Origin of the sequence: Flavobacterium sp. PMTSA4, from assembly GCF_032098525.1 — a bacterium.
Taxonomy (GTDB): Bacteria; Bacteroidota; Bacteroidia; order Flavobacteriales; family Flavobacteriaceae; genus Flavobacterium; species Flavobacterium capsici.
Genome location: NZ_CP134890.1, coordinates 1963962 through 1977083, shown reverse-complemented (window position 1 = coordinate 1977083; position 13122 = coordinate 1963962). Strand labels below are relative to the sequence as shown.

The following is a 13122-nucleotide window of genomic DNA, read 5'->3' as shown; positions in this document are numbered from 1 at the left end:
ATGACAAAAAAAAATCTCTATAATATTCTTGCTTTATTGGTAGTGTGTTTTTCCTATAGTCAGACAGATTACACGGAATTAAATAAAAGATTTGAAGAATTAGCCAAGCAAAAAAAAGGATTAAATGAAATTATGAAAGCGGAAGTTTCCGGGTTAACGCTTTATGATTTTATTACTTCAGTTGCTCAAGAACATAAACTAAATGTGAGTGTGGACAATGATTTAAATCAGGTGGTTGTAAATAATTTTTTTGATGTAACCGTTAAGGATGTATTTGTCTTTTTGATTCAAAAATATGATTTAGAAGTTGATTTTATCAATAACATCATTACTTTCAAGAAAAGAAAAGAAATAAAAATTATCGAAAAAAAGCAACCAAAAAATATTGATGTAACATACAATAATTTGAATGATTTTTTATCTATCAGACTAGAAAATGATTCTTTACCAAATGTAGTCAAGGCAATTATTGACAAATCAGGGAAGAATATCATCATGGCTCCCGATATAAAAACCCAATTAGTCTCTTCCTATATTATTAACAGACCGTTTGACCAAGTCTTAGAGATGATGGCTAAATCCAACAACTTATCCTCAACAAAAGATGAAAATGGGTTTTATGTTCTAGAAAAAAACATACCAAGCGCAAACAATACGATAACTGATAAAGTAAAAACCAAAGCTCAAAGAGTAGCCGTTGATGCACCTGGTTTCTATCAAGTAGATTTAGATAAATTTGGCACGGTTAGCGTTCGAGCAAATGCAGCTGATGCTACCGAATTGATTGAAGAGGCAGCCAATAAATTAAAGCTTAATTATTTTTTCTACAACAAGCCTGAAAACGAGAAAACTTCACTACTAGCGGATAATTTAACTTTTGATGAACTTTTAGAGAATATTTTTAAAGGGAAAAAATATACTTTCAAAAAACAAAATAATTATTATTTGATAGGAGAGCAAGCTACAGAAGGATTGAGAGCCACGGAAATAATTCAATTAGAAAATAGATCTATTGAATCAGTGTTAACCTCCTTGCCGCGTGTTTTTTCTGAAAAACTTGAAATTAAAGAATTTGTTGAATTAAATGGATTGATAGTTTCAGGAGCAAAATCAATAGTTGATGAGTTACGAGTTTATATAAAGCAAATAGATAAGGTGGTTCCTTTAGTTCAAATAGAAGTTATTATTGTTCAATATAATAAATCATACGACATTCAAACAGGAATTAAAGCCGGAATAGACAAAAATACAAAGAGTCAGACAGGCGGAGTATTATTTCCAACTACAGATGTTAATTTAAATTCTTCATCAGTGAATAGTTTAATTGATGCCTTCAACGGATTAGGGTTTATAAAGCTTGGGAAAGTAACTGAGGCTTTTTATTTAAACTTACAGGCATTAGAGAACAACTCAATAATTAAAATAGAGTCGACGCCAAAGATTGCTACCATCAGTGGTCATGAAGCCAAACTTGCAATTGGAGAGACAAGTTACTATTTTGAGCAAACAAATCAGCTTATAAATAGCGGTATAAATAACAATGTGCTTCAATCTGGTTCGTGGAAATCTACCGATGCCAATTTGAGTGTATCTATCAAGCCTTATGTTTCTACAGATGAGAATGTGACTTTGAACATAATTGTTGAAAAAAGTTCATTTTTAGCTCGTGCCGGTGCAACAGCTCCTCCAGGAAAAGCAACCCAAAAATTTGAATCCTTAGTAAGGGTTAAAAACAGTGAAATGGTTTTACTAGGTGGATTAGATGAATTGCAACGAGAAAATTCTGGGACGGGTGTTCCATTACTGGCAAGAATCCCAATATTGAAATGGTTTTTTAGTAGCAAGAAAAAATCTAAGAGCACATCAAAACTTCATATTTTTATTAAACCTACCGTTGTTTATTAATGGAATTTATATTTAATAAAATAGTCAAATTTAATACGTTACAAGCTGTCGGAATTTTTAAAGATGACATCAGCATAAGGTTTTATGTTTTAAAAATAAGAAAGAAAAAAAACAGTATTGAAATTCTTGAAGCAACAAAGTATGATGATTTTGAGTTTTTAAAAAATAAGTTAGATAGTAAAATTCCAATACTTTTACTGATTGATGGTAAAGGTGTAGTTAACAAGAAGATTGATTTAAAAGACGAAAAGGATGTTGAATGGATAAAAAATCTAGATTATAGCAACATCCATTTTACCAGTTATAGTACTTCTGAAAACCAATTTTTGAGTTTTTGTAGAAATCATGTCTTAGAGGAATATTATGATATGATGCAACAAAATAGTTTCCAAATTATCGATTTTTATGTTGGTGCCATTGTTACTGTTTTAGCACATGATTTTGTAGATAAAAGTAAAATTACTGCAAATGAAAATATATTTTATTTTGAAGAAAACAATCTAGTTAACATCATAAAAAAGGATGAAAATTATGAACCTCTTTTCTACTCAGTTGACGAAAAATCAATTTCAAATTTCCACTTACCTCTGTACAGTGCTGCGATTAATTTTTATGTTCAAGAGGAGGCAATAGCTAAAAGCACTTATAAAAGCAATGAAAAAGATGAAATTATATATAAAAAAGCATTTGAAATTTTAGGCATTACAATGGTTGTGAGTTTTTTTTGTTTGTTATTAGTAAGCTACTTTTCCATTCAATATTTTATAGGTAAAAATGCATCATTAACCCTAGAAATAAACTATGCAACTAAGTCTTATAAATTAATTTCAGACCTAGAAAATGAAAAAGAAAGTAAATTTAAAATTTTAAATGAAATAGGAGCTTCTTCCAAAAATTTCATCAGTTACTATAATTACCAAATAGCTCGTTTAACTCCTTCGGATATTAAGTTTTCAACTATTGAATTTGCACCACTTAAGAAAGAAATAAAGAAAACCGATAAACCAGAGTTTGACTTCAAAACCATTATTATAAAAGGCCAAACAATTGATGAAGTTTCGTTTAATTCATGGATAGATGTTCTTAAAAATGAAAAGTGGGTTAGCAAACTGGAAATAATCTCAATTAAAAAAGATAGAAAAAACGATACTTTTTTTGAATTAAAAATCACTATTGCTGATGTTTAATCAATACACCTTTAAGACTAAAGTAAAATTTTTAGGAATACTTTTCCTGATGCTCTCAGTTGCATCCTATCGTAGGTCTTTTAGTAATTTGATTGATTTGTATAAAGAAAACAGTATGCTGACAGAAAAAAAATCAACTATGAACAGTCAGTCCTCTAATATATATGTACTACAAAAAGATGTTAAAGATTTGGATAAATTAATAGGGAAAATAGGCGTTGAAAAAGAAAACATTCAACAAAAAATAATTGATTTTTCAGTTAAGAATGGAAAAAAATTAGAAATAAACAGCATACAAACCATACATGAAAGTAGACAAAACGATTATTTAGTTTATACTTACCAGATTGATTTAACGGGTAATTATAATAATCTTTTAGAATTAACTTATGAATTTGAAAAGAAGTTTGAATATTCTAAAATCGTAAGTACTAAATTTTATACTGAGAACAAAAACAATAAAAAAGAAATACTTCATTTAAACCTTATATTCCAAAATTATGAAAACACTAATTAATTTTTTACTTTTTTTGAGTATTTTCTCGATGGTATCGTGTGATGATATTCTTGAAGAGGATATCTCAAATGATACGGTGCAAATAATATCACCTCAAAACAATCAGGAAATAGTCAGTAATGTGGTAAATTTTCAATGGTCTGAATTAGATGGAGCTGATCAGTATAGAGTACAAGTATATAGTGTTGGAGCTTCTCTGATTGTTGATTCCTTAGTGACGCAAAGAAATTTAAGTTATCCATTAGAGCAAGGAGCATACCAATGGCGTGTTAGAGGTGAAAATTCAGCCTATCAATCAAATTATACTTTCAACTATAACTTTTCTGTTATCGAAACAGATGATTTAACAAATCAACAAGTAATTCTCTTAAATCCATCAGACAATCTGTATACAAATAGTTCATCCATAATTTTAAACTGGCAAAATGTCAATGTTGCTGATACGTACACTTTCGAATTAATCAATGTTACTAACGGTGAATCAATAGTGAGTCAACAAACTGATTTAACAGCCACTTCGCTAACTTTACCCAACACATTATTAACAAGTGATGCTGAATACAGATGGAAAGTAAAAGCAGTTAATAGTACGAGTCAATCTGCATTTTCATCTAGAAAATTTCTAGTTGACAGAACAATTCCTAACGTTCCTATTAATCAAAATCCAACTAATAATAGTACTCAAGTTGTAAACCAACCAATTACATTTACATGGACTATCCCAGCCGATGTGGGAACAATACAGTCTACCATTTCCTATACAATTGAATTTTCAAATGACATTACTTTTGCTAGTATACTACAAACCGCTACAACGAACAGTTTGAGCTTTCAACAAACTTTTACTACTGCTGGCGAATATTATTGGAGAGTAAAAGCAAAAGATACGGCAGGGAATACAGGCGCAACAAGTTCGCCATTTAAGTTTACTATAAACTAGAAACCATTGTCAAAGAAAAAAATAAATATAGCATTATTGGTAATAGTCCTCGGATTGTGGGGAACTGTTATTTATAGATACGTGCGCCATTTTTTCTTTGCACCAGAAATAGAGGTCTTTCAATCAACTAAAAACTTTAGTGGTAAATTAACAAATAGTAGTAAGGATACTTTTGAATTAAAACCACTCGAACGTGATCCTTTTTTGGTGCTAAATTACAGGAACCCAAATCCCATTATTACTCATCAAAGAAATAGTTCAACTAAAGTAAATATTAAAAAAGAACCTGTTTCTAAAGTGAAAAGGCCTTTCCCAAAGATTATTTATTATGGTCATATTTTGTCTGAAGAAAAAAAGAAAGAAACCATACTTTTGAGTGTTGCAGGTAAATTTTTAAAGCTAAGTCTAAACGAGCAAAAAGAAAATGTCAAAGTAATTAGCTTTAATCGTGACTCAATTAAAGTTGCTTTTGAAAAAGAAACTCAATGGATACGATTGAAAAAATAGCAGAAATCATTTTATTTCTGTGCACAATAAGTGATAAAAATGACTAATTTTGGTAAAAAATCTTAGTCCAAAAAAAGGTTGAAGTTCTTATAAATACTGGCTTTTAAAAAGATAGGATTACTATCCTTTCGGGTCTCTCGTACCAAACCGCCACGGCTCCAATAGCGACTACCGCTACGGCTTCCAAGGACAGGAAAAAGACGATGAAGTCAAAGGTGAAGGGAATTCGTTGAATTATACTTTTAGAATGCACGATCCGAGAGTGGGGAGATTTTTTGCAACTGATCCAATTGAAAAATCTTATCCTTGGAATTCTCCATATGCTTTTAGTGAAAATAGAGTTACGGACGCTATTGAACTTGAAGGATTAGAGTCTGATGTAGAGATTTGGGGTCATAATCACGAAGCAGATAAAATTAAAACTCTAAATGAAAAACAATTAAAAGAATATAACACAAGATCTAAAAAATATATTGCTTTAACTGCATTTGTTTTTGTTGATGTTTTCGTGACAAAAGGTACATTATCGAGAATGATTATTGGAGGATCTTTGTTGAGATCAATTAATGAAACTGAAAGAGGGCATGACGCAGCAAAAAAAGGAAATTTCGTTGAAGCACGGAGAAGATATGATAATGCTGGAGAAGCAAGTAAAATTGTTATTTATGGATTACTTGCTGAAGGAGCTTCATTTACGATTGGTAAAATAGTTAATAAAGTTAGTTCTGCTAAAAATGTAGATAAAGTTAAATTAGTTCAATCAAATGATGTAAATAAAGAATTCACAAGTGCTAATCCTAAACTTGAAGCTCCTTACAAACCTAATGTCACATTAGGGGAGGTTCAATTGGTAAAAGAAATAAATGTAGTAAGATTATCGGGTCCAGATAATGTTAAAGGTGCTTGGTTTACAACTATGGAAGAGATAAAGGGACTATCTCCGGCACAATTAAAAGATAAATTTTCATTAAAATACGAACCAGTTCAAGCTACGGAAGCTACAATTCAAGTTAATTCAACTGTTAGAGTTGGGGAGGCTGCAGGAGTTGAAGCGTTTGGAACTAATGGTGGAGGTTTTCAAATTGAAGTATTAAATGGAGGAAACGTATCTTATGGAAAATCAATCCCATTAAAAAAGTAAAATGAATAATCACAACTTTTACATACAACAAAGTCATTTTTTTATTGATGATTTTCTATTAATTAATGCTCCATCTATTATAGAAAAATTCTTAATAGTTGATGATATAATTATTTTATTACTTTCCTCAACAGATTTAGAAAGCGATAGAAATATTTATTGTTTTGATTTTCAGGGCAATCTAATATGGATAATATCTGAAGTAACTAAACTTCATGATAAAAATTATTTTACAAATATATATATTAATAAAAATGATGAACTAATGGCTTATAATTTGAATGGCATTGAAGTTACTATTGATAAAGAAAAAGGGTTGATTATAAATGCTGAATTAATAAAATAGAAGTAAAAGACTGCTCCAGTCTATATTAAACTATCCTATGCTCAAAGTCTCCTGAATTTGGGCTATAATTACTCTTATTTTCAAATTATTTTATCTTTTAGCAGTTTTTTTAGAAAAGGTACTTTATCTTTCTCAGCTTGAACTAATCTTTCACACAGTTCAATTACTTTATCCAATGGATTAAAAGTGCGTTGTTGATTTTGAGCAAAAACACCATGACTATTTGTGAAAATGAAATCAAAACAAAAAACCACTCCTTTTAGAGAGTGGTTTTTAAGAATGAATAATTCTTTTGGGTTATTCTTTTATGAAACGTTTTGTGGCTGTTTGATTGTTAGTGGTGATTTCAATTAAGTAAGCACCTGCTTTTAAATTGCCCACTGAAACGTTGTTGTTTTCTAGTTTTCCGTTTCCTAATTCTTGTCCTATCATGTTAAAGATTCTATAGGTAGCTGCACCTTCTAGGTTGCCTATGTTTAAGATATCGCCTTTAACTGGGTTAGGATATAAATTGAACGAGAATTTACCGTTATCGTCGATTCTTGCGGTAGAAGTGATGACAACAGTATAATCTTCTACCTCACCATAAGAGAATGCCTCACAATACGAAGGAGAAGCATTGTATTTCATTGAAACACGCATTCTAGTAGCACCTAATAGCGCCGATGTTGGTACAGTGAAACTTCTTGCTATTGGTGTGGTTTTAGTTTTGGTTACATTAACTACTTGTTCGCCTGAATCGGCAAAGTCACCGTCTTGGTTGAAGTCAATCCACACTCTGTAGGCTTCGTTGAATGCACTACCTGTCCATCCTGGAGTGATTGTAATTGAGTTGCTGGTTCCTCTAACAAGGTTGGTAGACATTGAAGTGAAATCGGCATAACCACCATTGTTTCCAGAAGTGTTGTTGATAGTACCCAATTGAACTCTGTTGATGTATTCATCGGCAGTGCTGTTTCCTTGTGAGGTACAATAGGTAACTGTTGCTACTGGTAATGTAGTTACATTTGCCACATTACTCATTGCGGAATTGTTTCCAGCGGCATCAAAAGCTCTTACTGTAAATGAATAAGCAGTAGCAGTGGTTAATCCTGTAATGTTAGCCGAAGTAGCAGTTACGGTTCCTATTGAACTTCCGCCTAAGAAAACTTCATAACCTGTTACTCCAACATTATCTGCAGAAGCATTCCAACTTAAAGAAGTAGTGGTTTGTGTAGTACCTGAAGCTGTTAAATTAGTTGGTGCTGAAGGAGGTGTTGTATCTCCTGCTGGGGTAGCCGTAGTGACATTTACTGTATTGCTAGCCGCAGAAACATTTCCGGCAGCGTCTTTTGCTCTTACTGTAAATGAATAGGTTGTAGATGGTGATAAACCGGTAACTGCATAGGTAGTTGAAGCTGTTGAGCCTAACAAAGTTGCACCTCGATATACATCATATCCTGTTACACCTACGTTATCTGTAGCGCCCGACCATGATAAATCGGTAGTGGTTTCAGTTGTTCCGGAAGCGGTTAATGTTGGTGCTGTTGGCGGAGTTGTATCTGCTACAGCTGCTACAAGATTTACGGTGTAATCTTCTACTTGACCATAAGAGAACGTTTCACAAGATGTTGGAGTTCCGTTGTATTTCATAGAAACTCTCATTCTGGTTGGTCCACTTAATGCAGTTGTAGGCACAGTAAATGTTCCTACTGCTGGTGTTGCAGTAGAAGTAGCTTTTGTCCAAACGGTTTCGCCAGCATCGGCAAAATCACCGTCTTGGTTGTAATCGATAAATACGGCATAACCTTCACTATAAGTTGTTCCTGTCCAAGTAGGTGTAATAGTAATAGTTGCTGCATCACCTTTGGTTAAATCAGTAGATAACGAAGTATAATCTACATAACCCGTTACTCCGCCAGAAACGTTATCGATTGAGCCAATCTGAACGCGACCAATATATTCATCGGCAATGCTATTTCCTTGAGAAGTACAATAGGTTACTGTTACTGCTAAAGTGGTCACATTAACTGTATTACTTGCCACAGATACATTACCTGCTGCGTCTTTAGCTTTTACTGTGAATGCATAAGCAGTAGTTGGGTTTAACCCAGTTACTGAATAGTTTGTTGAAGCCGTTGAACCTAATAAAGCTCCATCTTGATATACATCATATTCTGTTACACCTACGTTATCTGTAGCGCCAGACCATGATAAATTGGTTGAAGAAGATGTTGTTCCAGAAGCGGTTAAAGTTGGCGCTGTAGGCGCAGTAGTGTCTACTACAGGAGCAAGCGTTGTTACATTAACGGTATTACTAGCTACAGAAACGTTTCCTGCTGCATCTTTTGCTCTTACAGTAAATGAATATGCTGTAGAAGGAGTTAACCCTGTTACTGCATAGGTTGTAGCTGCTGTTGAGCCTAATAAAGTTGCACCTCGATATACGTCATATCCAGTAACACCTACATTGTCTGTAGCGCCTGACCATGATAAGTTAGTGCTGGTTTGTGTAGTGCCAGAAGCAGAAAGTGTTGGTGCTGTTGGCGCTGTTGTATCAGGTGCAGAACCTGCAGTAATGGTAAAATTGGTGTTTGAAACATCAAAGAAAATATGATTTGTTCCTTTAACCATTATTCTAGAAGTTGTGCTAGGTGTATTTGGAATTGTAACGGCTTGCGTTCCATCATTTGGCGTTGCCGCTAAGATAGTAGTCCAGTTTGTTCCTCCATCAGTTGATAATAAAATATCAACGTTAGCGCAGTTTACGCCATTAGCGGTAGTTCCTGCTACGTTCCAAGTAACGGTTTGAGTGCTTCCGCCAACATAAGAAACAGCAGTGTTTGGCGAGCTTACTGTAAATGGACCAGCGGTACCATTAACTGTAATAATAGCATCATCACTATTATTAGCCGAACCACCAGCGCGGTTGTCTCTAACTGTAAGTCGGAAGTTTAATGTTCTAGCCACAGATGATAAAACTTCCACAGGGATTTCAGATCCTGTAGTTGTAGTTGCACCTGCTAAAACGCTTTGCATTCTTGGGAATGTTCTCGTTGGGTTAGTGCTTGGACTATACGATCTAAATGTTGGTCCAGCAGTTGCAGTTGCACTAGGCGTTGATGTAGTAGAAGTTCCAAGATTCATTTGCTCCCAGCAATAGGTTAAAGTATCACCGTTTGCATCGGTTCCAGAACCTGTTAACATGAACGGAGTGCTTTTTGGGATTGTATAATCTAAACCAGCGTTAGCCGTTGGTACAGCATTACCTGTAGCAGTATTGGTTTGACAGGTTTTATTTTTAATATTATTCGTTACTTGTTGAATGCTGATTGCATGAAAATAAGCATCAGAATGTGGCTGTACATCTTTTGCTGTAATTCCGGCATATCCCATGATGGTTGAACCTGAACCTGGCTCCATTTGTGCTCCTGTTCCTGACTCTGTGCTGTGGGTAAAAGTATGGTTCGCTCCAAACTGGTGTCCTAATTCGTGAGCTACATAATCAATGTCAAAATTATCTCCATAAGGAATTCCATCGGCAGGCGAAGTATAGCCACTACCTTTAGAACCATTTACACAAACACAACCAATACAACCTGCATTTCCACCGCCACCAGTAGCACCAAATAAATGACCAACATCGTAGTTAGCTTCACCAATAACTGAAGTTAAAGTTGATTGTAATTGTGAATTCCAGTTAGACAAACTTGAAGCAGGCGAATATGGATCGCTAGAAGCACTGGTATAAATAACAGCATCTGTATTGGCAATCAACACCATTCTTACGCCAAAATCCATTTCAAAAACACCATTACAACGCGTAATTGAATTTGTGATAGCTGCTAAAGCTTGCGCTTTTGTGCCTCCAAAGTAGGCAGTATATTCACCTGTACATGACATTGCTAAACGAAACGTTCTCAAAGTGGAATCGTCTGCATTTGGACGTAACAAGTCAGGATTAATACCTGTTGAATTAATGGCTTTGTCGATTACGCTACATTCGAAAGTAGATAAATTTTGAATTTTATCTGCCTTTCTATACACAGAGTAAGTAGAATAATCGGCTGAAATTGGTTCGATAAATTCGGCTGGTTTATCAGGACATAAAACCATAGATCTAAATCCTAATGGCGTTACACTAAAGTAAACCCTTGAAGCAGGATTGGTAATACCAACACCTACATAAGATTTGATTTCTGGATAACGAAGCGCTAAATCTTGCTCCATGATAGGGTTTTCATATACTCTATAGTTTTCCAGAATACCATCTGCATTTGGAATGGCTAAAACAGTAGTTGCTTTTTGAGAAGTGAAACGATTTTGAGCTCCAGAAAGTGTTGCTCTTATCACTTGTAAATCAAGTGTAAATAAATGTTTCTCTGGGAGTTGCATTCTAGCATCAAGTGCTGCCAGATTGTTGTTTTTTGAAGTGGCATTCCATAATTTTCCGTTGGTTTGACCAAAGGTTATGGTACTTGCCAGTAACAACGTTACCGAAAGTAATTTAAATTTCATATAATATAATTTGGTTAAAAATAGCCGCTAAATGTAAAACTTATTTTTCCATATTTTTCACCAATAAACCAAAATTATTAACAAATCGATAAACTACGTGTTTAAGTTTTAAATTATAAGCAATTGTATACAAAAAAATAAGAGAATTATATAATCTATGTTGTATTAAACCCGATTATTTAGGAAGTATTATTATTTTTATCACATAAATAATTCAAAAATGAATTTAAGTTATTGGGAACTAAAAACTTGGTTTGATAAAGTTGACTTTACTATAGTTGGAAGCGGAATAGTGGGATTGCATTGTGCGTTAGCTTTGCGAGAGAAGCATCCGAACAGTAAAATTTTGGTACTTGAAAAAGGAATGCTGCCTCAAGGCGCGAGTACTAAAAATGCTGGTTTTGCTTGTTTTGGAAGTATTTCTGAAATTATAGATGATTTAAAGAATCATAGTGAGGAAGAAGTGATTCAACTAATTCAAAAGCGGTGGAATGGTTTGCAGTTGCTGAGAAAAAACCTTGATGATGAAGCTATAGACTTTAAACCTTTTGGTGGATATGAATTGTTTTTGAATGAAGATGAAAGCACCTATACGGAATGTTTGCAAAAATTACCTTTTATAAATGACGTTTTAAATCCGTTGTTCAAAAACGAAGTGTTCACTAAAGAAATTGATCGATTTAATTTTAAAGGAATTCAGGAATATGTTGTTTTTAATCCTTATGAAGCGCAAATTGATACGGGTAAAATGATGCAAGCTTTGCTTCAAAAAGCAATTTCAAATGGTATTTTAATTCTGAATCAAGCGGTTGTTAACTCTTATAATGAAACAAGTGCTGGAGTTGAAGTTTCTTTTAATGATTTTAACTTCACCACCAAAAAACTATTATTTACGACTAATGGTTTTGCTCAACAGTTGACAAGCAATCAAGTGAAACCTGCCAGAGCTCAAGTGTTGATTACCGAACCCATTCCGAATCTTGATATCAAAGGAACTTTCCATTTGGATAAAGGCTATTATTATTTCAGAAATATTGATGACCGAATTCTACTTGGCGGTGGACGAAACCTGGATTTTGAAGGCGAAACCACCACGGAATTAGGTCAAACAGAAAAAATCCAAAATCGTTTGGAAGAATTGTTAAAAGAAGTAATTTTACCCGATACCGAATTTAAGATTGCACATCGATGGAGTGGTATTATGGGAATAGGTTCGAGTAAAAAACCAATTGTTGAACAACTTTCAGAACATGTTTATTGTGGTGTTCGCCTCGGTGGAATGGGAGTTGCAATTGGGAGTTTAATAGGTCAGGAATTAGCAGAATTAGTATAAATGGCAACAAAAAAAAATAAACCAAAAACCGCATCCAACAGGACTTTTTTTCAAAAGCTAAGAAGGTTCATTTGGAAAGCCATGCTTTGGTTTTTTGGACTTTCAATTCTATCGGTTATTATTTTTAAATGGGTTCCGGTGCCTATTACACCATTGATGGTTACCAGAGTTATTGAAAGTAAGTTTGATGATTCGGAAACGATTTTTAGTCACGATTGGGAACCTTTAGAGAATATTTCGCCTAATCTTCAAAAAGCAGTAATTGCCAGTGAAGACGGAAACTTTTTGAAACATAGTGGTTTTGACTTTGAAGCCATGCAAAAAGCGTATAAAAACAATAAAAAAGGGAAACGCATTAAAGGCGGAAGTACCATTTCGCAACAAACGGCTAAAAATGTATTCTTGTGGCAAGGCAGAAGTTATTTGCGTAAAGGATTGGAAGCTTATTTTACGGTTTTGATTGAACTTATTTGGGGAAAGGAACGCATCATGGAAGTTTATCTGAATAGTATTGAAATGGGTAATGGGGTTTATGGTGCACAGGAAGCAGCCAGACATTGGTATAGCACAACCGCCAAAGATTTAACACCACAACAAGCAGCTGGAATTGCGGCTATATTGCCAAATCCGAGGAAATTTAAAGCCTCCAATTCATCTTCTTATATCAATAGGCGAAAAGGAAAAATACAACGCGTAATGCGTCAAATTGGAAAAATAGAATATTAAAAAAAGCGGACTGAGAAGTCCGC

General features: G+C 33.9%; 9 protein-coding genes and 1 pseudogene. 9 read left to right on the top strand and 1 reads right to left on the bottom strand.

Annotated elements, in window-relative coordinates; all coding sequences use genetic code 11:
- The 7 genes and pseudogenes from RN605_RS09145 to RN605_RS09115 all read left to right on the top strand — a co-directional run bounded on the left by RN605_RS09145 (position 1) and on the right by RN605_RS09115 (position 6543).
- Complete coding sequence (locus RN605_RS09145) at positions 1 to 1905, top strand: type II secretion system protein GspD (protein WP_313324352.1); 1905 nt, start codon at positions 1 to 3, stop codon at positions 1903 to 1905.
- The gene (locus tag RN605_RS09140; RefSeq protein WP_313324351.1) at positions 1905 to 3092 is read left to right on the top strand and encodes a hypothetical protein; all 1188 of its coding nucleotides are present in this window, start codon (positions 1905 to 1907) and stop codon (positions 3090 to 3092) included. Before RN605_RS09145 ends, RN605_RS09140 begins: the two co-directional genes overlap by 1 nt.
- Positions 3085 to 3609 (top strand): hypothetical protein, encoded by a 525-nt coding sequence (locus tag RN605_RS09135; protein WP_313324350.1) that lies wholly within the window; start codon positions 3085 to 3087, stop codon positions 3607 to 3609. Before RN605_RS09140 ends, RN605_RS09135 begins: the two co-directional genes overlap by 8 nt.
- Positions 3593 to 4549 (top strand): hypothetical protein, encoded by a 957-nt coding sequence (locus tag RN605_RS09130; protein WP_313324349.1) that lies wholly within the window; start codon positions 3593 to 3595, stop codon positions 4547 to 4549. The genes RN605_RS09135 and RN605_RS09130 overlap by 17 nt, the downstream gene beginning before the upstream one ends.
- A 6-nt stretch (positions 4550 to 4555) precedes the next feature.
- On the top strand, positions 4556 to 5056 hold the full coding sequence (locus tag RN605_RS09125) for a hypothetical protein (RefSeq protein ID WP_313324348.1): 501 nt from the start codon (positions 4556 to 4558) through the stop codon (positions 5054 to 5056).
- A 130-nt stretch (positions 5057 to 5186) separates the two neighbouring features.
- Positions 5187 to 6197, top strand: a pseudogene (locus RN605_RS09120) (RHS repeat-associated core domain-containing protein); the annotation flags it as partial.
- 1 nt (position 6198) lies between these two features.
- Entirely contained in the window at positions 6199 to 6543 is a 345-nt protein-coding gene (locus RN605_RS09115; protein WP_313324347.1) for a hypothetical protein, read from the top strand.
- Positions 6544 to 6840: 297 nt separating this feature from the next.
- On the opposite strand, the gene RN605_RS09110 is transcribed toward RN605_RS09115, so the two are convergent.
- Entirely contained in the window at positions 6841 to 11040 is a 4200-nt protein-coding gene (locus tag RN605_RS09110) for a GEVED domain-containing protein (RefSeq protein ID WP_313324346.1), read from the bottom strand.
- 220 nt (positions 11041 to 11260) lie between these two features.
- On the opposite strand from RN605_RS09110, the gene RN605_RS09105 reads away from it, so the two are divergent.
- A complete protein-coding gene (locus RN605_RS09105) occupies positions 11261 to 12373 on the top strand; it encodes an NAD(P)/FAD-dependent oxidoreductase (RefSeq protein WP_313324345.1) in 1113 nt (370 codons plus the stop codon).
- Entirely contained in the window at positions 12374 to 13099 is a 726-nt protein-coding gene (gene mtgA, locus RN605_RS09100) for a monofunctional biosynthetic peptidoglycan transglycosylase (protein ID WP_313324344.1), read from the top strand.
- Positions 13100 to 13122: the final 23 nt, after the last annotated feature.